Origin of the sequence: Streptomyces sp. NPDC048659, assembly GCF_040650575.1 — a bacterium.
GTDB lineage: Bacteria > Actinomycetota > Actinomycetes > Streptomycetales > Streptomycetaceae > Streptomyces.
Genome location: NZ_JBEZHM010000021.1, coordinates 46,413 through 67,757 on the forward strand (window position 1 = coordinate 46,413; position 21,345 = coordinate 67,757).

Sequence of the window (21,345 nt, forward strand, 5' to 3'; positions counted from 1 at the left end):
GTTTTCGACATGAGCAACACCGAAACGACGGAACAGCAGGACTCCCTCGGCGAGGCCGGGGCCCAGCTCTCCACCGCCCCCAAGGAGGAGACCGTCATCGGCGGTCCCTCCCTCGGCCCGCTCGGCTGGGTCCGCTGGTGCTGGCGCCAGCTCACCTCCATGCGGGTCGCGCTGATCCTGCTCTTCATGCTCTCGCTCGGCTCCATCCCGGGCTCCCTCATCCCGCAGACCAGCGCGGACGAGGTGAAGGTGCGCACCTTCAAGGAGGCGCACGAGACGCTCACGCCGATCTACGAGAAGCTCCAGCTCTTCGACGTCTACGGCTCGGTGTGGTTCTCCGCGATCTACATCCTGCTGTTCGTCTCGCTGATCGGCTGCATCGTGCCCCGCACCTGGCAGTTCGTCGGCCAGCTCCGCAGCCGCCCGCCGGGCGCGCCCAAGCGCCTCACCCGGCTGCCCGCGTACACGACCTGGCGCACCGAGGCCGAGCCCGAGCGGGTCCGCGAGGCCGCGCTGGCGATGCTGCGGAAGCGGCGCTACCGGGCGCACCTCGCCGGGGACGCCGTCGCCGCCGAGAAGGGCTATCTGCGCGAGGCCGGCAACCTGGTCTTCCACGTCGCCCTGATCGTCATGCTGGTGGCCTTCGCCTGGGGCGTGATGTTCAAGTCCGAGGGCGGCAAGCTGATCGTCGAGGGCGACGGCTTCTCCAACACGCTCACCCAGTACGACGACTTCAAGTCGGGCTCGCAGTTCGGCACCGACGAGCTGGAGCCGTTCAGCTTCACGCTGGACAGCTTCACCGGCACGTACGAGAAGAGCGGCCCGCAGCGCGGCACCCCGCGCACCTTCGAGGCGGCCGTGCGCTGGTCCGAGGTCGGCTCGCCGGAGAAGAAGGCGATCATCCGCGTCAACGAGCCGCTGAAGGTCGGCGACGCCAAGGTCTTCCTCATCGCCCACGGCTACGCGCCCGTCGTCACCGTCAAGGACGGCCGCGGCAAGGTCGTCTACCACGGCGCCGTGCCGCTGCTGCCGTTCGACAACAACGTCACCTCGACCGGTGCCATCAAGGTGATGGACGGCTACCGTGACAAGAACGGCAAGAAGGAGCAGCTCGGCTTCAACGCCTTCTTCGTGCCGACGTTCGCCGGCGCCGGCAAGGGCCAGATGTTCTCGCAGTTCCCGGCGCTCGACTTCCCCGTGATGGCCGTCACCGGCTACCACGGCGACCTGCGCGTGGACTCCGGTCTGCCGCAGAACGTGTACCAGCTGGACACCTCCAAGATGAAGCAGTTCAAGGTCCAGGGCGGTACGGGCAGCGCCAACCGGCTGCTGCCCGGGGAGACCATGACGCTGCCGGACGGAGCGGGCTCGATCACCTTCGAGAAGGAGATCAAGGAGTGGGCCAGCTTCTCCATCACCCAGCAGCCGGGCAACGGCCTCGCCCTCGCGGGCGCGGTCGCCGCGATCCTCGGCCTGAGCGGCTCGCTGTTCATCCAGCGCCGCCGGGTCTGGGTGCGGGCCGTCCGGGGCGAGGACGGCGTCACCGTCGTCGAGATGGCAGGTCTTGGCCGGAGCGAGTCCGCCAAGCTGCCCGAGGAGCTGGCCGAGCTCGCGGTCACGCTCACCACCGAGGCGCCGACCGCGCCGGAACCCACCTCCGAAGAACCTGCCGAAGGGGCTGAGAAGTGAATCTCGCCGCCACCACCAACGAGAGCATGGCGCAGCTGAGCAACACGCTCATCTACTCCTCGATGGCCGTCTACACCCTGGCCTTCCTGCTCTACATCGCCGAGTGGGTGCTCGGCAGCCGCAGCAAGGTGGCCCGCACGGCCGCCGCGCTGACCGGGCCCGAGGCGGCCGGGAAGGCCCCGTCGGTCACCGTGCAGTCGGCGGCGGGCGGCACCGCCGTCATCGACCGCCCGAAGGTCGTCGTCCGCTCGGCGGCCGGCACCCGGGACGTGCCGGACGGCCCCGGCGCGGCCGGCGGCACCGTCAAGGGCGACCTGTACGGCCGGATGGCGATCTCGCTGACCGTGCTCGCCTTCGCGATCCAGGCGACCAGCGTCGTCGTCCGGGCGCTGGCCGTGCAGCGGGCCCCCTGGGGCAACATGTACGAGTTCTCCACCACCTTCTCCACGGTGGCGGTCGGCGCGTTCCTCGGCTTCATGGCGGCGAAGAAGAACGTCCGCTGGATCGGCCTCCCGCTGGTCACCGTCGTCCTCCTGGACCTCGGCCTGGCCACCACGGTGCTGTACACCTCCAGCGACCAGCTCGTGCCCGCGCTGCACTCGTACTGGATGTGGATCCACGTCTCCACCGCGATCATCTGCGGCGCGGTCCTCTTCCTGGGCGCCGTCGCCACGGCGGCGTACCTGCTGCGCGACTCGTACGAGAACAAGCTGGCGAACGGCGGCAAGCCGAGCGCCTTCACCGCCTCGGTGATGGAGCGGCTGCCCTCCGCGGCGACCCTGGACAAGTTCGCGTACCGGGTCAACGCGGCGATCTTCCCGCTGTGGACCTTCACGATCATCGCCGGCGCGATCTGGGCCGGCGACGCGTGGGGCCGCTACTGGGGCTGGGACGCCAAGGAGGTCTGGGCCTTCATCACCTGGGTCGGCTACGCCGCCTACCTGCACGCGCGGGCGACCGCCGGCTGGAAGGGCCGCAAGGCCGCGTACATCGCGCTCATCGCCTTCGGCTGCTTCCTGTTCAACTACTACGGCGTGAACATCTTCGTCACCAGCAAGCACTCCTACGCGGGCGTCTGATCAGCCCGCCTGGGGCGGCAGACAGGCCGGGGCCGGAGGCTTGCCCTCCGGCCAGGCGATCGCCACGAAGCGCTGGCTGCCGTCCTGGGCGAGCTCGACGATCGGGACCGCCTTGTTGTACGGATTGCCGTAGTTGTCCAGGCAGATCCAGCCGCTGGCGCCCTCCACCCGCAGCGAGCCCTTCACCTGCGGCCACTGCGAGACGACGTCGGCGAGCTCGGGGTAGGCGGCCTTGTCCGGGGTCGCCTGCCGGATCGCGTGGACGGCCGTCGCCATCGCGTCGTACGCGATGATCGCCTGCCCGTCGGCCAGCGCCACCGGCTTCGCGGAGGCGCGCGCGACGTCGCCGGCGAAGGTCTGGTACGCGACGGCCGAACCGCCCGTCGCCGGGACCGGGCGGCCGGGCGCGGGGCGCCAGGCGTCCGGGTGCGCGAGCGCCGCGTAGCGCACGGTCAGCCGGCCCTTGAGGGCGGCGCGGTTGAGCAGCGCGTCGGCGCCCAGGTACGAGCCCTCGTCGCCGGTCAGGATGGTGAACGGGCGCTCGGCGCAGCCGCGGGCCCCCAGCGCGTTGATGAACTGGCGCAGCTGGGTGTGGCGTCCGGCGAAGAAGACCGTCTCGGCGCGGGTGTCGCAGATGAGATGGGTGATCTGCCGGAAGGTGTTGGCGGTGGTGCCCTCGTCGGTCGGGTCGGGCGGCGAGGTGAAGAGCTGCGGCTCGTAGGGGGCGCCCTTGAGGGAGGCGGCGAACGCCGCCTTCAGGGTGTCGGTGTAGTGGTCGCCGGTGCGGGTGTCCTCGACGAGCAGCGCCTTGGCGGCGTTCACCCGGCCGAAGTGGGCCAGCGCCCTGGCCTCGTCGCTGTTGGTGGGGGAGACCCGGGCCAGTCCGGGGTAGCGGTTGGCGCCGGGCCCGTTGGCGATGTCGTCGGCGGTGATGGTGGTGCCGACGACGGCGATGCCGGCGCCGGTCAGCGCCGCCACCGCCTCGCGTATCTCGGTGGAGGAGGTGGCGACGCCGGTGACCGCGCGCAGCCGGTCGGGGGCCCCGGTCATGAGCTTGAGCCGGCCGACGGCGTCCGCCCAGTAGGAGTTGCCCTTGCCGGTGTTGGCGAGGACCAGCCGGATCTTCGGGGTCTCGCTGTTGGACTCGTGGTTGGCCCGGAACTGGAGGGCGTAGGCGCCCTGGAGCTCGTGCAGCACCTTGGTCCGCATCCCGGGGTCGGTCGAGGTCAGCGGGAGCAGGACGGCGACGGTGGCGTACGTGTCGGGCTTGAGGGTCTCGTTCTCGCGCCGGATCAGCCCGGCGACCTCGCCGAGTTCGGCGACGCCGAAGGCGTAGCCGTCGCCGTTGACGCCGACGCACTCGTCGGAGCCGTCCGGGCGGGCGACACCGGCCGCGCAGGAACGGTCCTCCGGGGTGAGCCAGGACTTGATCCCGTAGCCCAGGGGCACGCCGAGGACGACCAGCGCGACCAGCAGGGCGACCAGCTTCTGTCTCGGGGTGTAGAGGTAACGGTTGCGCAGCCGGTGGGCCATGGCCTCAGACTCCGTCCTCGCGGCCGGGCGGCAGCGACAGGCGCCGCCAGGCGTGAATGTCGCGCGGCCAGTGCGTGGCCGCGTCCCACAGCGGGCTGTTGCCGGTCAGATGGCGCCCCGAGAGATGGCGCAGCTCGTGCGCCAGCTTCTCGGTGACACCGTCGTCCGGCAGGGCGAGCGGATCGGTGAGCAGCCATACGGCGTGCAGCAGGCGCCGTACGGACAGGTGGAGTTCGGTGGTGTCGGTGTCGAGCCCGGCGGGCAGCCGGTCCGGGATCCGCCGCCCCAGCGCGGCGTCCCGGCGCGGATCGGGGCCCTCGGCCCCCGTGTCGCGCGGCCGGGGCGCGGAGGCGATGAACCGCAGCCGCCCCAGCCAGCCCACCACGTCGGGCTCGTGGAAGGTGGCCCGCAGATGGGTCACGGCGTCCTCGACCCGGCCCAGGGCGAGCTCGTGGTGGAGCCGGTAGGGCAGGACGGCGGCCGTGTCGTAGTGCCGGTGCAGGGTCTCGTGGACCGCGCGCCAGGCCCCGTGCCGGGGGTCCCCGTCGGCGAAGCGCAGCCGGTGCAGCAGCAGGGCGCGCAGCAGCGGGTCGGCGATGAAGTGCTCGGGCCCCTCCGGCCAGTCCTCGGCGCGCAGCTGGTCGCGGACCCGCAGCGCCATGTCGCCGTCGCGGGACTCGGTGTGCAGCCGGGTCCGGGCGAGCAGCCGGGCCGAGCCCTCGTCGTGGGCGGCGGCCAGCACGGTGAAGGGCTCCAGGCGCGGCTGCGGGAGCAGCGCGGCGAGCAGCGCCGGGGCGACCGGCACCGGGTGGGCGTCCTCGCGCAGCTCGACGTCCAGGTCGAGCAGGTCGCCGGGGGTGAGGTGGGGCCGCCGGGCGCGCGGGGTCTCGGCGGCGGCCTGCCCGAGCAGGGCCACCCCGAGCGGCCGGCCGCCGGTCAGCCGGTGCACGCCCCGGGCCAGGTCGGCGGGGGCGAGCCCGGAGGGGTCGAGCCGGTCGAAGGCGGCCTGGGTCTGGGCGGCGGACAGCGGGGTGAGCTCGACGGCGAGGATGCCGGAGGTGATGTCGCCGGCGCGCTCGCAGCGCGCCTGCCGGGTGGTCTCGGGCAGCCGCAGGCGGCGGGCGTGCCGCAGCCCCTCGTGCCGGGCGACCCGGGAGGCGGCGAAGACGATCACCTTGTCGCGGCGGCCGTCGTGGCGGGCCCGCAGGACCGGCTCGATGAGGAGGCGGCCGAGGTCGGTGTGGGCGTTGTCGAGGAGCAGCACGGGCCGGCCGCGCCGGGTGCCGACCCGGGTGAGCCCCTTGTACGCCTGGCCGAGGTCCTCGACGAGGGCGCCGACGAGGAAGCCCTCGGCCTCCCGGCGGCGCCGGCCGCCCGCCGCGAAGTCGATCGCGAGCTGCTGGAGCCCGGCCTTGCCGCGCCCGCCCGCGTTGCGGTAGCTCCCGTACCAGCCCTCGGACCGCTGGTGGGCGCGCCCGAACACGTCCTCCAGGACGGTCTCCACGGTGGCCTCGGCGAGCAGTCCGGCCATCGGGACGGCGGCGTCGGCGAAGGTCGCGGCCAGCTTGGTGAGGACCTTGGTGACCCAGTTGGCGGCGGCGCCCTTGGTGGCGTCCACGGTGGAGAGCACCGGGCCGAGCCGCTGGAGGTCGCGCTGGGCCCGCTCCTCGTCCTCGTGGCTCCAGCTGAGGGAGGCGACCGCGACCAGCCCCAGCGACAGGCGCGGGAACTGCACGGACTTCGCGCCGGTCACCCGCGGCGACAGCTGCACGGCGAGCTCGGCCAGCGCGCCGGTGAGCTCGGTCCAGCCGGGCCCGTGGTCGGCGGGCCGCTCGATCCGGGCGCAGTCGACCATCGCGAGCGGGGTGGCGCCCTTGTAGGTGGAGCGGAGCTGCTTGAGCAGGGCGGTCTTGCCCATGCCGCGCCCGCCGGTGAAGACGACGACGGGCGGGTCCTCGCCATGCTCGTAGGGCACCCGGGCGAAGTCCCGGCCGCGGAGCCCGATGAGCCGCGCCGCGAGTCCCGTGTCGTGGAACACCGCCTCGCGACCGTAGAGGACTCTGTCCACCCGCCACCCCCGCATCCCACCAGACGTGCCCCGTCACATCCTCAAGTCCAGGATATCGAGCGGGTGTTGGGAAACGCGTACGGTTTGCGTCCCGGCTCTCCCCCGATTTCCGGACCGGCCGGGAGCCTCAGCCCTCGCCGACGTTCTCGCCGATGTCCTCGCCGGTGTCCTCGCCGATGTCCTCGTGCCACAGCCCGGGTTCCCGCGCCACGAACTCCCGCAGCAGCGCCTCGCACCCGGGGTCGTCGAGCAGCACGATCTCCACTCCGTGCGCCGCGAGCCACTCCCGGCCGCCCGGGAAGGTCCGCGCCTCGCCGATCACCACCCGCGAGATCCCGAACTGCCGCACCAGGCCGGAGCAGTACCAGCACGGCGCCAGCGTGGTCACCATCGTCGTCCCCCGGTACGAGCGCTGCCGCCCCGCCGCGCGGAACGCCTCGGTCTCGGCGTGCGCCGAGGGGTCCCCGTCCTGCACCCGCCGGTTCCGCCCCCGCCCGAGCAGCCCGCCGTCGGCCCCGTACAGGGCGGCCCCGATCGGGATCCCGCCCTCGGCGAACCCGCCGCGCGCCTCGTCGGCCGCGACGGCCAGCCACTCCCGGGCCCGTTCCCTGTCCATACGGGGAGGCTTCCCCGTACGGGGGCGCCTCTCACGCCCCCGGGCGGGGGCGGCCCCCCATCGGCGGCCCCGATGGGCCCATCGGCAGGACGCCCCGCCGGCCCGTGGACCGGGGCGGGCGGGCGTTCGTAGCGTCGGCGGCATGAGAAACGAGACCAGGGGAACCCTCGAACTGACCCTCGCCATGGTGCTCTCCGGCACCCTCGGGATCTTCGTCGTCGAGTCGGGGGCCTCGCCCTTCACCGTGGTGTTCTTCCGCTGCCTGTTCGGCGCCCTCGCGCTCGGCGCCTACAGCCTGGCCCGCGGCTTCCTCACCGGGCACGGCCTCACCCCGCGGACCCTGGGGCTCGCCGCCCTCGCCGGGGTGTTCGTCGTGCTGAACTGGGTGCTGCTCTTCGAGGCGTACGAGGCCACCTCGATCTCCTTCGCCACCGTCGTCTACCACACCCAGCCGTTCTTCCTGGTGCTGCTCGGCGCCGTCGTGCTGCGGGAGCGGATCCGCGCGGCGCAGCTCGGCTGGCTCGGCGTCGCCTTCGCCGGGCTCGTGCTCGTCTCCGGGGTGCGGCCCGGGGACACCGCCTCGCTCGCCGGGCTCGGCCTCGCGCTGGCCGCCGCCGTGCTCTACGCGGCGGCGACCGTGGTGACCAAGCGGATCACCGGCGTCCGCCCGCATCTGATCGCCCTCGTCCAGGTCGCCGTCGGCATCCCGCTGCTGCTGCCCTTCGCCGACTTCGGCGAGGCCGCGGGGCTCGGGACCGGCTGGGGCTGGCTCGCCGGGCTCGGGCTGATCCACACCGGGGTGATGTACGTGCTCATGTACGCGGCCTACGCCAAGCTGCCGACCGCCCGGATCGCGGTCCTCGCCTTCGTCTACCCGGCCGTCGCGATGCTCGCGGACTGGCTCGCGTACGGGCACCACATCGGCCTCGTGCAGGCGCTCGGCGTCCCGCTGATCGTGCTCGCCGGGCTCAGGGTGACTCGGCCACGAGCCGCCGCGCCCGCTCCACGAACAGGCGCGCGTGCGGCGGCAGCCGCTTCCCCCGCCGCCACGCGATCTGCGTGAACAGCGTGAACGGCGGCTCCCAGTCGAGCGCCGTCAGCTCCCCGGCCGCCAGCTCCGCGGCGACGACGATCCGGGGCAGCAGCGCGATCCCGAGGCCCGCGGCCACGCCCCGCTTCGACGCCTCGATCGTGCCGAACTCCAGGAACCCCGGCGACCAGGGCCGCAGCTCCGCCTCGAACAGGTCCCGGTAGGCGCAGCCCGGCTCGGTGCCGACCAGGGCCGCCGCCGCGAGGTCCGCCGACGTCAGCCCGGCCCGCCCGGCCAGCGGGTGCCCGGGGGCGGCGACCAGCACCAGCGGCTCCTCGCCGAGCACCTCGCTCTCCAGGCCCTCGTGGACGGTCTCCCGCTCCAGCAGGAACCCCAGGTCGTACGTGCCGTCCCGCAGGGCCCGCCGGTTGGCGTCGCCGAGGGTGGGGCGCAGGCTCAGCCGCACCCCGGGGTAGCGGTGGTGGAAGAGCTCAAGCAGCGGCGGCAGCCGGTAGGAGGTGAGCGACTCCACGGTGCCGAGCGCGAGGGTGCCGGAGGGCTCGCCCGCCGCCGTGACCGCGGCGCGGGCCTCCTCGGTGAGCTCGATGAGCTGCCGGGCGTACGGCACCAGGCGCTCGCCGGCCTCGGTGAGCCGGATGCGGGAGCCGAGCCGCTCGAAGAGCTCGACACCAAGGGAGGACTCCAGGGCGCGGATCTGGGCGGTGACGCTGGACTGCGCGTAGGCCAGCTCGGCCGCGGCGCGGGTGAAGGAGAGGACGGTGGCGACCTTCTCGAAGGTGACCAGGAGCCGGGGCTCCATCAGCCCTCGGCGTCCTCGCCGCGCTCCCGCTTGCGCAGCTCCTCCTCGCGGCGGCGCAGGTCGGCCTCCCAGTCCCGCAGGTGCGCGTCGTCGTCGGCCTTCCCGGCCTCGTCGCTCTCCTCCGGCCTGCCCGGCTTGCCCGGCTTCTCGTCGCGGAGCGACTTCAGGAACTCGGGGTTGTCGTCGGGGGCGACCCAGCCGCCGCCGGAGCGGCCCGCGGCGGTCCGGCGGCGCTTGCCCGCGGCGAACCAGACGACCGGGCCGACGATCCAGAAGAGCAGGATGATGATGACCCAGACCACCTTGGGCAGGTGCTTGGTGTCTTCCTCCGACGTGTTCAGGCAGTCGATGAAGGCGTAGATCGTCAGCGCCAGCGGCAGGATGAACATCAACGCCCTGAGCATGTGGGACAGCCCCCTGGAAGCAGCGGCGGAGCGTGTTCGACGGCCCCGGTGACACAGCCAGCCTAGCCGGTGCCCGATACTTGCCCGTATGGCTTACGACGATCTCCGCTCGCTGCTCAGGGCGCTGGAGCGCGAAGGCGACCTCAAGCGCATCAAGGCCGAAGTCGACCCGTACCTGGAGGTCGGGGAGATCGTCGACCGGGTGAACAAGGCGGGAGGCCCGGCGCTGCTGTTCGAGAACGTGAAGGGCTCCGCCATGCCCCTCGCGATGAACGTCTTCGGCACCGACCGCCGCCTCCTCAAGGCCCTCGGCCTCAAGTCGTACGAGGAGATCTCCGAGAAGATCGGCGGGCTGCTCAAGCCGGAGCTGCCGCACGGCTTCGTCGGGGTCCGGGAGGCGTTCGGCAAGCTGGGCTCGATGGTCCACGTGCCGCCGAAGAAGGTGAAGGACGCCCCGGTCCAGGAGGTGGTCCTGACCGGCGACGACGTCGACCTCGACCTGCTGCCGGCGCTGTTCACCTGGCCCAAGGACGGCGGCTCCTTCTTCAACCTGGGCCTCACCCACACCAAGCACCCCGAGACCGGCGTGCGCAACCTGGGCCTCTACCGCCTCCAGCGGCACGACAAGCGCACCATCGGGATGCACTGGCAGATCCACAAGGACAGCCGCAACCACTACGCGGTCGCCGCCGCGAAGGGCGAGCGGCTGCCGGTCGCGATCGCCTTCGGCTGCCCGCCGGCCGTGACGTACGCCTCGACGGCGCCGCTGCCCGGCGACATCGACGAGTACCTGTTCGCCGGCTTCGTGCAGGGCAAGCGGATCGAGATGGTCGACTGCAAGACCGTCCCGCTCCAGGTCCCCGCGCAGGCGGAGGTCGTGATCGAGGGCTGGCTGGAGCCGGGCGAGATGCTGCCCGAGGGCCCGTTCGGCGACCACACCGGCTTCTACACGCCGCAGGAGCCCTTCCCGGCGCTGAAGATCGACTGCGTCACGATGCGGAAGCGCCCGCTGATCCAGTCGATCGTGGTCGGCCGCCCGCCGACCGAGGACGGCCCGCTGGGCCGGGCGACGGAGCGTTTCTTCCTGCCGCTCCTCAAGATCATCGTCCCGGACATCGTGGACTACCACCTGCCGGAGTCGGGCGGCTTCCACAACTGCGCGATCGTCTCGATCGACAAGAAGTACCCGAAGCACGCGCAGAAGGTCATGCACGCCATCTGGGGCGCGCACATGATGTCGCTGACCAAGCTGATCATCGTGGTCGACAAGGACTGTGACGTGCACGACCTGCACGAGGTCTCCTGGCGGGCCCTCGGCAACACCGACTACGCCCGCGACCTGACCGTCGTCGAGGGCCCCGTCGACCACCTCGACCACGCCTCCTACCAGCAGTTCTGGGGCGGCAAGGCGGGCATCGACGCCACGAAGAAGCTGCCCGAGGAGGGCTACACCCGCGACGGCGGCTGGCCCGACATGGTCGAGTCGGACCCGGCGACGGCGGCCCTGGTGGACCGCCGCTGGAAGGAGTACGGGCTGTGACCACCGCCGCGGTCCCGGGAGCCCAGCCGGGGCGGACGAAAGCCTTCCTGCGGCTGGTGATGATCGAGCACTCGGTCTTCGCGCTGCCCTTCGCGTACATCGCCTCGCTCACCGCCATGTACCAGCTGGACCGGGAGATCCACTGGTGGACCCTGTTCCTGGTGACGGTCTGCATGGTGGGGCTGCGCACCTTCGCGATGGCCTGCAACCGGATCATCGACCGGGAGATCGACGCCCGCAATCCGCGCACCGCGGGCCGCGAGCTGGTCACCGGCGCGGTCTCGGTGCGCTCGGCGTGGACCGGCGCGGGTGTCGCCGTCGTGGTCTTCCTGGGCGCCGCGGCCCTGCTCAACCCGCTCTGCCTGGCGCTCGCGCCGCTCGCCGTGATCCCGATGGTGGTCTATCCGTACGGCAAGCGGTTCACCAACTTCCCGCACGCGATCCTGGGCCTGGCCCAGTCGATCGGCCCGATCGGCGCCTGGCTCGCCGTCAGCGGGGAGTGGTCCTGGGACGCGGTCATCCTGGGGCTCGCGGTCGGCATCTGGATCGGCGGCTTCGACCTGATCTTCGCCTGCCAGGACGTGCAGGCGGACCGCGCCCACGGCGTGCTGTCCGTCCCGGCGCGCTTCGGCATCCCCGCCGCCCTGTGGGGCGCCCGGGCCTCCGCCGTGGTGACCACGGGCCTGCTGGTCTGGTACGCGCTGGCCACCGACGCGGGCGTGTTCTTCTGGGCCGGCCTGGTGATCGTCGCGGCGGCGTTCTGCTACGAGCACTCGATCGTCAAGCCGCACGACCTGTCCCGCCTGAACCGGGCCTTCTTCACCACCAACGGCTTCATCGGCGTCTGCCTGTTCGTGTGCGCGCTGCTCGACCTGCTGGTGCGCGGGCTGTCCCTGTAAGGGGCGGCTAGGCTCGTCCGCGTGGAGCAGGTGAACAAGCAGCAGCGTCGTCCGTGGGTCGTCGGGGTGTCGGGGGCGTCGGGGACGCCGTACGCCGCCGCCGTGCTGCGAGGGCTCCTCGCGGCCGGGGAGAGCGTGGACCTGGTCGTCTCGCGGGCCTCGCGGCTGACGCTGCTCGACGAGACGGGGCTCGCCTTCCGGGACGCGCGCTGGCGCGAGGACCTGGCGGCCTGGCTGGCCCGGGGGGCGGACGGGAAGCCCGACACGTTCGCGCTGCCCGACGGGGCGCTGGACGACGTGCGGTACTGGCCGGCCGGGGACCTGGCGGCGGGGCCGTCCTCCGGCTCGTACGCCGTGAAGGGGATGCTGATCGTGCCGGCGTCGACGGCCGCGGTGGCGGGGGTCGCGCTCGGGCTCTCGAAGGACCTGCTGCAGCGGGTCGCGAGCGTGACGCTCAAGGAGCGGCGCCCGCTGGTCGTCGCGGTGCGGGAGACCCCGCTGAACGGACAGACCCTCCGGCACATGGTGACGCTGGACGAGGCGGGCGCCGTGGTGCTGCCCGCCTCTCCGGCGTTCTACGCGGGGGCGACGCACATCCAGGATCTGGTGGACTTCGTCGCCGGGCGGGTACTGGACGCGGCGGGAGTCCCGCACGCGTTGTACCGCCGTTGGGAGGGAGAGCTCGGTGGAGCCCTCCGTCCCGCTGATTAGCGCTTCTTGGCGCGCTTCTTCGCGGCGCGCTTCGAGGCGGGGTTCGACTGGTGGGCACGCGAGCGGTTGGCCATCTCCTGCAGCTCGCGCATACGGGCGTAGGCCATCTCGATCGTGTACACGGTGATCACCACTCCTGAAAGATCGTCTTTGATCCACTGAAAGATTCACAGGGTGTCGCCCCTGTGTGCCTTAGATTCTATACCTATACTCGCGGTATCGCTGGACAATGGAAGGCTTCATACCTATGGACGCCGTGGACAGGCAGCTCATCCAGGCTCTGCGCGAGAACGGCAGGGCCTCGTACGCCGAGCTCGGCCGGCTCGTCGGGCTCTCCGGCCCCTCCGTCACCGACCGCATCAACCGCCTCGAGGCCGCCGGGGTCATCACCGGCTACCGCGCCACCGTCGACGCCGCCTCGCTCGGCCTCGGCGTCACCGCCCTCATCGGCATCTCGCTCTCCGACGCCGCCGACCACGAGGACGTGGCCCGCCGGCTGAAGGACCTGGCCGAGATCGAGGACTGCTGGTTCATCGCCGGCGACGACTCCTTCATGCTCAAGGTCCGCGGCAGCGACGTGGACGGCCTGGAGAAGACGATCCGCCGGCTCAGCGGCACCAAGGGCGTCTCGCGGACCCGTACCACGATCGTGCTGTCCACGAAGTGGGAGAACCGGGTCGGGGACCTGCCGGAAGAGGGCTGACGCGCAGCGGCATGGGGGCACCTCCCGCCCGAAGGGTGGGGGAGTACGGTTGGCACGCCTGGTTTCGAAGAAAGCAAAGGGAGGCGACCGTATGGACGCGGGGCTCAAGCGGGAGCTGGAGCAGAAGGTCCTCGCCGGTGAGCGGCTGAGCCGTGAGGACGGCATCGCGCTGTACGCGTCGGACGATCTCGCCTGGCTCGGCGGGCTGGCCCACGAGGTCAGGACCCGCAAGAACGGCGACGTGGTGCACTTCAACGTGAACCGTCATCTGAACATGACGAACGTGTGCACCGCCTCCTGCGCCTACTGCTCCTTCCAGCGCAAGCCGGGGGAGAAGGACGCGTACACCATGCGCATCGAGGAGGCCGTGCGCCTCGCGAAGGCGATGGAGAACGAGAACCTCACCGAGCTGCACATCGTCAACGGGCTGCACCCCAGCCTGCCCTGGCGCTACTACCCGCGCTCGCTCTCCGAGCTGAAGAAGGCGCTGCCGGACGTCTCGCTGAAGGCGTTCACCGCGACCGAGATCCACCACTTCGAGACCATCTCGGGCCTGTCGGCCTCCGAGATCCTCGACGAGCTGATCGAGGCCGGTCTGGAGTCGCTGACCGGCGGCGGCGCCGAGATCTTCGACTGGGAGGTCCGGCAGCACATCGTGGACCACCGCACCCACTGGGAGGACTGGTCCCGGATCCACCGGCTCGCGCACGAGAAGGGGCTCAAGACCCCGGCGACGATGCTCTACGGGCACATCGAGGAGCCGCGCCACCGCGTGGACCACGTGCTGCGGCTGCGCGAGCTCCAGGACGAGACCGGCGGCTTCCAGGTCTTCATCCCGCTGCGGTACCAGCACGACTTCGTGGACATGAAGGACGGCAAGGTCCGCAACAAGCTCCAGGCGCGGACGACGATGGCGACGGGCGCCGAGGCCCTGAAGACCTTCGCGGTCTCCCGGCTGCTCTTCGACAACGTGCCGCACGTCAAGGTCTTCTGGGTGATGCACGGCGTCCAGACCGCGCAGCTCGCGCTGCAGCACGGCGCGGACGACATGGACGGCTCGGTCGTCGAGTACAAGATCACGCACGACGCCGACAACTACGGCACCCCGAACAAGCTGGGCCGCGAGGACCTGCTGGAGCTCATCCGGGACGCCGGTTTCCGGCCGGTGGAGCGCAACACGCGCTACGAGATCATCCGGGAGTACCCGGGCCCGGACGCCGAGCTCCGCGAGGCCCCGCAGCCGATGCGCTTCTGACCCGGGCTCAGCCCAGCGGCAGCAGCATGACGACGTCGTCGCGGTCGTCGCCCGGGGCCACCCGGATGGCGCCCGGGACGCGGCCCACCTCCTTGTAGCCGGCGCGCGCGTAGAAGGCTTCGAGCCCCATGCCGCCCCGGCAGGTGAGCCGGATCGCCTCGACGTGCCCGAAGCCCTCGGCGGTGCGGGCCGTGTGCTCGACGGCGGCCATCAGCTCGCGCCCGTACCCCCGGCCCTGGTGCCGGGGGTGCACCATCACCGTGTACAGCCACACCCAGTGCGTCATCAGGGGGTGGCTGTTGTGCGTGAAGAAGGCGGTCGCGGCGACCTTCCCGGCCGCGTCGCGGCCGACCAGCAGCCGGGTGGTGCCCCGCGCCATCCCGGTCAGGTGGTTCAGCAGCGCGGGCCGGATGTCCTCCGGGGTCACGGGCGGCACGAAGCCGACCGAGCCGCCCGCGTTGGAGACGTCCGCCCAGAGGGCGAGCACCTCGTCGCGGAGCTCGGGCCCGACGGCGGGGTCCATGTCGAAAGTAAGGCTCATGAGCGCAGAGTATCCCTTACTTATCCCGTGCTTAGTAGAGCGCTCAAGGACTTCTGACCTTCGTACGTCCGATTCGGGACGTTCGCCCGTCGGCGCCGGATAAGGGGCGGAGTAGTTTGTGAATGTATTCACGAGCTCCGCTCCGGGGCCCCTGAACAGGGAAGAAGGGCTGTAGTCATGGCTGTCCACACGCCGGAACGTCACACTGTCCGCGGCACCGCCGGCCGACCGGGAAGCCAGGACGACGTGCTCGTCCGCTCGGGCCCGACCCGCGCGCTGCTCGCCACCGCCCGCGTCCTCGTCGGCTTCTACTTCCTGTGGCCGTTCCTGGACAAGGCGTTCGGCCTCGGCAAGTCGACCCCGTCGGCCGGTGCCTGGATCAACGGCGGGCACCCCACCGAGGGCTTCCTGCTGCACGGCACCCAGGGCCCCTTCGCCCACGTCTTCGACTCGGTCGCCGGCGCCTGGTGGCTGGACACCCTCTTCATGCTCGGCCTGCTCGGCGTCGGCCTCGCGATGATCCTCGGCATCGGGATGCGCGTCGCCGCCGTCTCGGGAACGCTGATGATGGGCTTCATGTGGCTGGTCACCCTCTGGCCCGGCAGCAACCCCTTCATGGACGACCACTGGATGATCGCCCTGGTCCTGCTCATCACCGCCGCCACCGGCGCGGGGAGCTACTACGGCCTCGGCGGCTGGTGGGCCCAGCAGCGCCTGGTCCGCGAGCACCGCTGGCTGATCTGAGCCGCACCGGTCCACACCTGACCCCGGTCCCGACGAGCGTCCCTCCCCGTGCTTCACTGGAGGGACGCTCGTCCGGTATGGGAGGGAACATTCATGCTCCGCTACACCCTGATGCGCCTCGGCATCTTCGCCGGCAGCTTCCTCGCGCTCTGGGGCCTGGTCTACGTCGGCGTCCTGCCGCGCGGCCTCGGCGACTCCAACCTGCTGTGGGTCCTGCTGCTCGCGGTGGTCGTCTCCGCCCCGCTGAGCTTCGTGCTGCTGCGCAAGGTCCGCGACGAGGCGAGCGCCGAGATCGTCGAGAAGGTCGACCGCGGCAAGGCCCGCCTCGCGGCCAACCGGTCCCAGGAGGACGCGCTCTGACCCGTGCCCCGCGCGGCATAAGAGCCGCGTAAGGTACCTCACATCCTCGCCCCGGGCGGGAGCTTCCAAGGCTCCTGCCTGGGGTTTTCTGTGTTTCCAAGGGATCCGGGGCGCGCTTACCCCAAAGAACCCCTTTGAGGATCTCAAAGTTCAAGTGTTAACGTGTTCGACATGAAGACAGCAGTGCGCCACCTCCATGCCGCGAGCACCCCGCTCGTGGCGCGCCTGCATGTCGACCTGTGCCGCTGTATGTCCGCGGTCTGTTGCCGCTAGGTCCGAACCCGGCATCATGCAGCGGTCCGCGCGTCGAGCGCGGTTGCCGCACCCCCGTCCCCGTATTTCCCGATACGCACCGCTGGAGTGTGTCCGTGTCCGCGTCCTCGTCCGCGCCCGTGGCGAAGTCCCGCATACCCAAGGTCCCGTTCTGGGCCCAGATCGTCGCCGGTCTCGTCATCGGCGTCCTGCTCGGCTGGCTCGCCCGCAGCCAGGACATCTCCTGGCTGAAGGAGACCCTGACCCAGGTCGGCGGCATCTTCGTCCAGCTCCTCAAGCTGGCCGTCGCCCCGCTCGTCTTCTTCGCGATCCTGGTGTCCATCACCAACCTCCGCAAGGTCAACAACGCGGCCCGGCTGGCCGCCCAGACCCTGCTCTGGTTCATGATCACCTCGCTGATCGCGGTCGGCATCGGCCTCGCCATCGGCCTGCTCACCAACCCCGGCGCGGGCACCGGCCTCACGCCGAAGGACGGCAAGCTCCCCGAGCACCAGGGCAGCTGGATCGACTTCCTCACCGGCATCATCCCGACGGACGTCATCACGCCCTTCACCGAGCTGAACGTCCTCCAGATCGTCTTCATGGCCGCCGTCGCCGGCATCGCCGCCCTGAAGCTCGGCGCGAAGGCCCAGCCGATCCTGTCGCTCTCCGAGTCGATCCTGGAGCTGCTCCAGAAGGCCCTGTGGTGGGTCATCCGGCTCGCCCCGATCGGCACCGCCGGTCTCATCGGCAAGGCGATCGTGAACTACGGCTGGGACCTGCTCGGCAAGTACGCCACCTTCACCGCCGACGTCTACATCGGCTGCGCCCTGGTCATGTTCGGCGTCTACCCGCTGCTCCTCGCGACCGTCGCCAAGGTCAACCCGCTGCAGTTCTACAAGGGCGCCTGGCCCGCCATCCAGCTCGCCTTCGTCTCCCGCTCCTCGGTCGGCACCATGCCGGTCACCCAGCGGGTCACCGAGCGCCTCGGCGTCCCGAAGGAGTACGCCTCCTTCTCCGTGCCGTTCGGCGCCACCACCAAGATGGACGGCTGCGCCGCGATCTACCCGGCGCTCGCCGCGATCTTCATCGCGCAGATCTTCGACGTGCAGCTCGGCGTCAAGGAGTACCTGCTGATCGCCTTCGTCTCGGTCATCGGCTCGGCGGCCACCGCCGGTCTCACCGGCGCGACGGTCATGCTGACCCTGACCCTCTCCACCCTCGGCCTCCCGCTGGAGGGCGTCGGCCTGCTGATGGCGATCGACCCGATCCTCGACATGATCCGCACCGCCACCAACGTCGCCGGCCAGGCGCTCGTCCCGGTGCTCGTGTCCTCCCGCGAGAAGATCCTCGACCTCGCCAAGTACAACTCGGCCTCGGCCTCCCCGGTCGACGACCTCGTCGACGCGCGCGAGGCGGAGCAGAAGGTCGCGGTTCCCGCCGCCGCCTAGTCCGGCCGCGGCACGAGACGAGGCCCGTACCCCGAAGGGGGTGCGGGCCTCGTCGTGTTTCCGCCGGTCAGGGGTGTGCGGGGGGCTTGTCCTCGCCGTGCGGCTCCTCCGGGTCCGGGTCCGCGGCCGGGCCCGTGCCCGGCTGTGAGTAGAGGATGTCGCGGGCCTGTTCGGCGGCCCGCATGATGCTCTCGCCGATGAAGTCGACGAAGCGCGCGATGGTCTCCAGGCGCGCGGCGGCCGGGGTGTCCGGGCCGAGGACGGCGATGCCCTGGCGGGCCGTCTCGGCGAGCTGGAGGTTGGCGCGGGCGCCCGCCACGGTGCCGTGGTACCAGACGTCGTTGTCGGCCGTGTAGCGCTCCCGGCGGCGCTCGTCGCGCTCGCGCCGGACGAGGCCCTGGGCGTCGAGGAAGGTGATGGCCTTCGACACCGACGCCGGGCTGACCTGGAGGTGCCGGGAGAGCTCGGCCGCGGTGAGGCTGCCCGAGTCGCTGGTGTAGAGCGCCATCAGCACCCGGGCCATCATCTTGGGCAGGCCCTGCGCCATGAGCAGGGTCGTGAACGTCTCCTCGTACTCCCGTACGGCCTCGGGGTCGCGCCCGTGCGCCCGCGGGGCCTCCGCCCGCCCCCGCGGCGCGGGCTGCCGGCGCTGGTGGGTGCGGCGCTCGGTGGCGCGCTGGGCGAGGTCGGCGCGGTAGGAGGTGGGGCCGCCGTTGCGCATGACCTCGCGGGTCACGGTCGAGGTGGGGCGGTCCAGGCGCCGGGCGATCTCCGCGTAGGCGAGGCCGTCGCCCAGTCCCAGCGCGATCTGCTGACGTTCCTGCTGGGTGAGTCTGCCTCCCGGCATCACGGTCTCCCTCGGTGTGCGGCCCTGCGGTGTCCGTTCGGGCTCTCTCGGGCCCTCTTTCGGGCCCTCTGTCGGCCCCAGCATAGCGTTCGCGGGTCATTCATTGCAACGAGTGGCCTCGATGACGTTGCGTTAGATCCATTCCCGGTGCAACGAAATTGCTTGCTTGAGCTGCGGTTGTTGCTTTTCTTCGCAACGAAGTCGTTGCCCAGATCTCGAACGCAACGTAGCTTTTGCGTTGTCGGAAACGCCGACGGAACGCCCCAGAGGCCCAGGAGAGACATCATGCGCAGCTTCGCCGCCACCGCCCCCGTCACCGCCCTCGTCCACATCCCCGCCGGCCGCGTGCGCCTCGTCGCCGCCGACCGCGCCGACACCACCGTCGAGGTCCGCCCGGCCGACGCCGCCAAGGGCCAGGACGTCAAGGCCGCCGAGCGGGTCGAGGTCTCCTTCGCCGACGGGATCCTCCAGGTCGCCGCCCCCGAGCCCGAGCGCAAGCTCCTCGGCTCCTCCGGCACCGTCGAGGTCACCGTCCACCTCCCGGCCGGCTCCCGGGTCGACGCCGAGGTCGCCGCCGGCGAACTGCTCGGCACCGGCCCCCTCGGCGAGGTGGTCCTGGAGACCGCCCAGGGCCCGGTCGCGCTGGAGGAGGCCGCGAGCGCCCGGATCCGCGTCCAGGACGGGCACATCACCGTCGGCCGCCTCACCGGCCCGGCCGAACTGAGCACCCGCCAGGGCGACATCACCGTCACCGAGGCCGTGCGCGGCGCGGTCGAGCTGCGCACCGAGCGCGGCGACCTGGTGATCGGCGCCGCCCCGGGCGTCTCCGCCACGCTCGACGCCGGCACCGGCCACGGCCGCGTCGCCAACTCCTTCCGCAACGCCGAGGGCGCCGCCGCGGCCCTCACCGTCCGCGCCACCACCTCCTACGGCGACATCACCGCCCGCAGCAACTGACCCCGCCCGCCTCCCGAGAGACCGAAGGAGCACCACCCATGAGCGACCTCGCCATCGCGGCGCAGGGCCTGCGCAAGTCCTACGGGGACAAGCTCGTCCTCGACGGCGTCGACCTGGCCGTCCCGGCCGGCACCGTCTTCTCCCTGCTCGGCCAGAACGGCGCGGGCAAGACCACCGCCGTCAAGATCCTCTCCACCCTGATCTCCGCCGGACCCGGCAGCGGGCCGGTCCGGATCGGCGGCCACGACCTGGCCGCCGCCCCCCAGAAGGTGCGCGCCGCGATCGGCGTCACCGGGCAGTTCTCCGCCGTCGACGGGCTGATCACCGGCGAGGAGAACATGCTCCTGATGGCCGACCTGCACCACCTCTCCCGGAGCGAGGGCCGCCGGGTCGCGGCGGACCTCCTGGAGCGCTTCGACCTCACCGAGGCGGCGAAGAAGCCCGCCGCCACCTACTCCGGCGGCATGAAGCGGCGCCTGGACATCGCGATGACCCTGGTCGGCGACCCGCGGATCATCTTCCTCGACGAGCCGACGACCGGGCTCGACCCGCGCTCCCGGCACACCATGTGGCAGATTATCCGCGGGCTCGTCGCCGACGGCGTCACCGTCTTCCTCACCACCCAGTACCTGGAGGAGGCCGACGAGCTCGCCGACCGGATCGCGGTCCTGCACGACGGCCGGATCGCCGCCGAGGGCAGCGCCGAGGAGCTCAAGCGGCTCATCCCGGGCGGGCACGTCCGGCTCCGCTTCACCGACCCGGCGCTCCACCGGACCGCCGCCCTCGTCCTCGACGGGGCCGTCCGCGACGAGGAGTCGCTGACCCTCCGGGTGCCCAGCGACGGCAGCCAGCGCGCCCTGCGCCTGCTGCTCGACCGGCTGGACGCCGCCGGCATCGAGGCGGACGAGCTGACCGTGCACACCCCCGACCTCGACGACGTGTTCTTCGCCCTCACCGCCCCCGCCGCCGTTCCGGCCCCCGCCACCACCGCCACCCGCCCCGCCCCGTCCGAGGAGGACGTCCGATGAGCTCCCTCTCCCTCGCCGTGCGCGACTCGGCCACGATGCTGCGCCGCAACCTGCTGCACGCGCGCCGCTATCCGTCGCTGACGCTCAACCTGCTGCTGACGCCGATCATGCTGCTGCTGCTCTTCGTCTACATCTTCGGGGACGCGATGAGCGCGGGCCTGACCGGCGGCGTCCCGGACCGCTCCGCGTACCTCGCCTACCTCGTCCCCGGGCTGCTCCTGATGACCATCGGCAGCACCACGATCGGCACCGCGGTCTCCGTCTCCAACGACATGAGCGAGGGGATCATCGCCCGCTTCCGCACCATGGCCATCCACCGGCCGTCCGTGCTGGTCGGCCATGTCGTCGGCAGCGTGCTCCAGTCGGTGGCGAGCGTGGTCCTGGTCGGCGCCGTCGCCGTGGCCCTCGGCTTCCGGTCCGTGGACGCCACCGCCCTGGAGTGGCTGGCCGCCCTGGGGCTGCTGGTCCTGTTCTCCCTCGCGCTGACCTGGATCGCGGTCGGCATGGGCCTGGTCAGCCCCAACGCCGAGGCGGCCAGCAACAACGCGATGCCGCTGATCCTGCTGCCGCTGCTGTCCAGCGCCTTCACCCCGGTCGACTCGATGCCCGGCTGGTTCCGCCCGATCGCCGAGTACCAGCCCTTCACCCCCGCCATCGAGACCCTGCGCGGGCTGCTGCTCGGCGGCGAGATCGGCGCGAACGGCTGGCTCGCGGCGGGCTGGTGCGTGGGCCTGACGGTCCTCGGCTACGTCTGGGCGACCGCCCGGTTCAACCAGGACCCGCGGTAGGGGAGCTGTCCAAATCCCTTGCCACACCCT

General features: G+C 71.7%; 22 protein-coding genes and 1 pseudogene. 15 read left to right on the top strand and 8 right to left on the bottom strand.

What is annotated here, in order from left to right; translation table 11 throughout:
- Positions 1-9: 9 nt before the first annotated feature.
- On the top strand, positions 10-1,689 hold the full coding sequence (locus AB0C99_RS18240) for a cytochrome c biogenesis protein ResB (RefSeq protein ID WP_362475995.1): 1,680 nt from the start codon (positions 10-12) through the stop codon (positions 1,687-1,689).
- A complete protein-coding gene (gene ccsB / locus AB0C99_RS18245; RefSeq protein WP_362475997.1) occupies positions 1,686-2,768 on the top strand; it encodes a c-type cytochrome biogenesis protein CcsB in 1,083 nt (360 codons plus the stop codon). Before AB0C99_RS18240 ends, ccsB begins: the two co-directional genes overlap by 4 nt.
- Here the strand turns inward: ccsB and AB0C99_RS18250 are convergent, their stop codons facing one another.
- From AB0C99_RS18250 to AB0C99_RS18260, 3 genes are all read right to left on the bottom strand, one after another.
- Complete coding sequence (locus AB0C99_RS18250) at positions 2,769-4,301, bottom strand: hypothetical protein (protein WP_362475999.1); 1,533 nt, start codon at positions 4,299-4,301, stop codon at positions 2,769-2,771.
- Between the two features lie 4 nt (positions 4,302-4,305).
- Positions 4,306-6,339 (bottom strand): hypothetical protein, encoded by a 2,034-nt coding sequence (locus AB0C99_RS18255; RefSeq protein WP_362476001.1) that lies wholly within the window; start codon positions 6,337-6,339, stop codon positions 4,306-4,308.
- Positions 6,340-6,496: 157 nt separating this feature from the next.
- Entirely contained in the window at positions 6,497-6,985 is a 489-nt protein-coding gene (locus AB0C99_RS18260; protein WP_362476002.1) for a nucleoside deaminase, read from the bottom strand.
- Between the two features lie 142 nt (positions 6,986-7,127).
- Here AB0C99_RS18260 and AB0C99_RS18265 point away from each other — a divergent pair, with 142 nt between their 5' ends.
- Positions 7,128-8,048 (top strand): DMT family transporter, encoded by a 921-nt coding sequence (locus AB0C99_RS18265; protein WP_362476003.1) that lies wholly within the window; start codon positions 7,128-7,130, stop codon positions 8,046-8,048.
- Here the strand turns inward: AB0C99_RS18265 and AB0C99_RS18270 are convergent.
- Together AB0C99_RS18270 and AB0C99_RS18275 are read right to left on the bottom strand one after the other, a co-directional pair.
- Positions 7,954-8,835, bottom strand: a complete 882-nt coding sequence (locus AB0C99_RS18270) for a LysR family transcriptional regulator (RefSeq protein ID WP_362476004.1) — start codon at positions 8,833-8,835, stop codon at positions 7,954-7,956. The genes AB0C99_RS18265 and AB0C99_RS18270 overlap by 95 nt on opposite strands.
- Positions 8,835-9,239: a PLD nuclease N-terminal domain-containing protein gene (locus AB0C99_RS18275; RefSeq protein WP_362476005.1), complete on the bottom strand. Its 405-nt coding sequence runs from the start codon at positions 9,237-9,239 to the stop codon at positions 8,835-8,837. Before AB0C99_RS18275 ends, AB0C99_RS18270 begins: the two co-directional genes overlap by 1 nt.
- A gap of 88 nt (positions 9,240-9,327) precedes the next feature.
- Here AB0C99_RS18275 and AB0C99_RS18280 point away from each other — a divergent pair, with 88 nt between their 5' ends.
- Genes AB0C99_RS18280 through AB0C99_RS18290 form a run of 3 tightly spaced genes read left to right on the top strand, consistent with a single transcriptional unit; the run spans position 9,328 to position 12,389 of the window.
- Positions 9,328-10,779 carry a menaquinone biosynthesis decarboxylase gene (locus AB0C99_RS18280; protein ID WP_362476007.1) on the top strand — a complete coding sequence of 484 codons (1,452 nt, stop codon included), beginning with the start codon at positions 9,328-9,330 and terminating at the stop codon, positions 10,777-10,779.
- A complete protein-coding gene (gene mqnP, locus AB0C99_RS18285) occupies positions 10,776-11,678 on the top strand; it encodes a menaquinone biosynthesis prenyltransferase MqnP (RefSeq protein ID WP_362476009.1) in 903 nt (300 codons plus the stop codon). Before AB0C99_RS18280 ends, mqnP begins: the two co-directional genes overlap by 4 nt.
- Before the next feature lie 30 nt (positions 11,679-11,708).
- Positions 11,709-12,389 carry a UbiX family flavin prenyltransferase gene (locus tag AB0C99_RS18290; protein ID WP_362476102.1) on the top strand — a complete coding sequence of 227 codons (681 nt, stop codon included), beginning with the start codon at positions 11,709-11,711 and terminating at the stop codon, positions 12,387-12,389.
- Here the strand turns inward: AB0C99_RS18290 and AB0C99_RS18295 are convergent.
- Positions 12,386-12,523, bottom strand: a complete 138-nt coding sequence (locus AB0C99_RS18295; protein ID WP_165590983.1) for a hypothetical protein — start codon at positions 12,521-12,523, stop codon at positions 12,386-12,388. The two genes, AB0C99_RS18290 and AB0C99_RS18295, sit on opposite strands and share 4 nt — an antisense overlap.
- Before the next feature lie 113 nt (positions 12,524-12,636).
- Between AB0C99_RS18295 and AB0C99_RS18300 the strand changes: the two genes are divergently transcribed.
- Together AB0C99_RS18300 and mqnE are read left to right on the top strand one after the other, a co-directional pair.
- Entirely contained in the window at positions 12,637-13,092 is a 456-nt protein-coding gene (locus tag AB0C99_RS18300) for an Lrp/AsnC family transcriptional regulator (protein WP_362476011.1), read from the top strand.
- A 91-nt stretch (positions 13,093-13,183) separates the two neighbouring features.
- Complete coding sequence (mqnE, locus tag AB0C99_RS18305) at positions 13,184-14,347, top strand: aminofutalosine synthase MqnE (protein WP_362476013.1); 1,164 nt, start codon at positions 13,184-13,186, stop codon at positions 14,345-14,347.
- A gap of 7 nt (positions 14,348-14,354) precedes the next feature.
- On the opposite strand, the gene AB0C99_RS18310 is transcribed toward mqnE, so the two are convergent.
- Complete coding sequence (locus tag AB0C99_RS18310) at positions 14,355-14,888, bottom strand: GNAT family N-acetyltransferase (RefSeq protein WP_362476015.1); 534 nt, start codon at positions 14,886-14,888, stop codon at positions 14,355-14,357.
- A gap of 177 nt (positions 14,889-15,065) precedes the next feature.
- Here AB0C99_RS18310 and AB0C99_RS18315 point away from each other — a divergent pair, with 177 nt between their 5' ends.
- The 4 genes and pseudogenes from AB0C99_RS18315 (at position 15,066) to AB0C99_RS18330 (ending at position 17,695) form a co-directional block, all read left to right on the top strand.
- Positions 15,066-15,632, top strand: coding sequence for a hypothetical protein (locus tag AB0C99_RS18315; RefSeq protein ID WP_362476017.1), 567 nt, complete (start codon positions 15,066-15,068; stop codon positions 15,630-15,632).
- Positions 15,633-15,725: 93 nt separating this feature from the next.
- Positions 15,726-15,992, top strand: a complete 267-nt coding sequence (locus tag AB0C99_RS18320) for a DUF4229 domain-containing protein (RefSeq protein ID WP_362476018.1) — start codon at positions 15,726-15,728, stop codon at positions 15,990-15,992.
- 207 nt (positions 15,993-16,199) lie between these two features.
- Positions 16,200-16,265: pseudogene (locus AB0C99_RS18325) on the top strand (putative leader peptide); the annotation flags it as partial.
- A gap of 89 nt (positions 16,266-16,354) precedes the next feature.
- Positions 16,355-17,695, top strand: a complete 1,341-nt coding sequence (locus AB0C99_RS18330) for a dicarboxylate/amino acid:cation symporter (RefSeq protein WP_362476020.1) — start codon at positions 16,355-16,357, stop codon at positions 17,693-17,695.
- A 67-nt stretch (positions 17,696-17,762) separates the two neighbouring features.
- Here the strand turns inward: AB0C99_RS18330 and AB0C99_RS18335 are convergent, their stop codons facing one another.
- On the bottom strand, positions 17,763-18,542 hold the full coding sequence (locus AB0C99_RS18335) for a helix-turn-helix domain-containing protein (protein WP_362476022.1): 780 nt from the start codon (positions 18,540-18,542) through the stop codon (positions 17,763-17,765).
- A 285-nt stretch (positions 18,543-18,827) separates the two neighbouring features.
- Between AB0C99_RS18335 and AB0C99_RS18340 the strand changes: the two genes are divergently transcribed.
- From AB0C99_RS18340 to AB0C99_RS18350, 3 genes are read left to right on the top strand one after another with little or no spacing between them, the layout of a single operon-like run.
- The gene (locus AB0C99_RS18340) at positions 18,828-19,499 is read left to right on the top strand and encodes a DUF4097 family beta strand repeat-containing protein (RefSeq protein ID WP_362476024.1); all 672 of its coding nucleotides are present in this window, start codon (positions 18,828-18,830) and stop codon (positions 19,497-19,499) included.
- A gap of 38 nt (positions 19,500-19,537) precedes the next feature.
- Positions 19,538-20,527, top strand: a complete 990-nt coding sequence (locus tag AB0C99_RS18345; protein WP_362476026.1) for an ATP-binding cassette domain-containing protein — start codon at positions 19,538-19,540, stop codon at positions 20,525-20,527.
- Complete coding sequence (locus AB0C99_RS18350) at positions 20,524-21,315, top strand: ABC transporter permease (protein WP_362476027.1); 792 nt, start codon at positions 20,524-20,526, stop codon at positions 21,313-21,315. Before AB0C99_RS18345 ends, AB0C99_RS18350 begins: the two co-directional genes overlap by 4 nt.
- The last annotated feature ends 30 nt before the right edge of the window (positions 21,316-21,345 follow it).

Coding starts and splice junctions, on each gene's coding strand:
- AB0C99_RS18240 (WP_362475995.1), top strand. CDS start 10: ATGAGCAACACCGAAACGACGGAACAGCAGGACTCCCTCGGCGAGGCC.
- AB0C99_RS18250 (WP_362475999.1), bottom strand. CDS start 4,301: ATGGCCCACCGGCTGCGCAACCGTTACCTCTACACCCCGAGACAGAAG.
- AB0C99_RS18260 (WP_362476002.1), bottom strand. CDS start 6,985: ATGGACAGGGAACGGGCCCGGGAGTGGCTGGCCGTCGCGGCCGACGAG.
- AB0C99_RS18265 (WP_362476003.1), top strand. CDS start 7,128: ATGAGAAACGAGACCAGGGGAACCCTCGAACTGACCCTCGCCATGGTG.
- AB0C99_RS18270 (WP_362476004.1), bottom strand. CDS start 8,835: ATGGAGCCCCGGCTCCTGGTCACCTTCGAGAAGGTCGCCACCGTCCTC.
- AB0C99_RS18275 (WP_362476005.1), bottom strand. CDS start 9,239: ATGCTCAGGGCGTTGATGTTCATCCTGCCGCTGGCGCTGACGATCTAC.
- AB0C99_RS18280 (WP_362476007.1), top strand. CDS start 9,328: ATGGCTTACGACGATCTCCGCTCGCTGCTCAGGGCGCTGGAGCGCGAA.
- AB0C99_RS18300 (WP_362476011.1), top strand. CDS start 12,637: ATGGACGCCGTGGACAGGCAGCTCATCCAGGCTCTGCGCGAGAACGGC.
- mqnE (WP_362476013.1), top strand. CDS start 13,184: ATGGACGCGGGGCTCAAGCGGGAGCTGGAGCAGAAGGTCCTCGCCGGT.
- AB0C99_RS18310 (WP_362476015.1), bottom strand. CDS start 14,888: ATGAGCCTTACTTTCGACATGGACCCCGCCGTCGGGCCCGAGCTCCGC.
- AB0C99_RS18315 (WP_362476017.1), top strand. CDS start 15,066: ATGGCTGTCCACACGCCGGAACGTCACACTGTCCGCGGCACCGCCGGC.
- AB0C99_RS18320 (WP_362476018.1), top strand. CDS start 15,726: ATGCTCCGCTACACCCTGATGCGCCTCGGCATCTTCGCCGGCAGCTTC.
- AB0C99_RS18335 (WP_362476022.1), bottom strand. CDS start 18,542: ATGCCGGGAGGCAGACTCACCCAGCAGGAACGTCAGCAGATCGCGCTG.
- AB0C99_RS18340 (WP_362476024.1), top strand. CDS start 18,828: ATGCGCAGCTTCGCCGCCACCGCCCCCGTCACCGCCCTCGTCCACATC.
- AB0C99_RS18345 (WP_362476026.1), top strand. CDS start 19,538: ATGAGCGACCTCGCCATCGCGGCGCAGGGCCTGCGCAAGTCCTACGGG.
- AB0C99_RS18350 (WP_362476027.1), top strand. CDS start 20,524: ATGAGCTCCCTCTCCCTCGCCGTGCGCGACTCGGCCACGATGCTGCGC.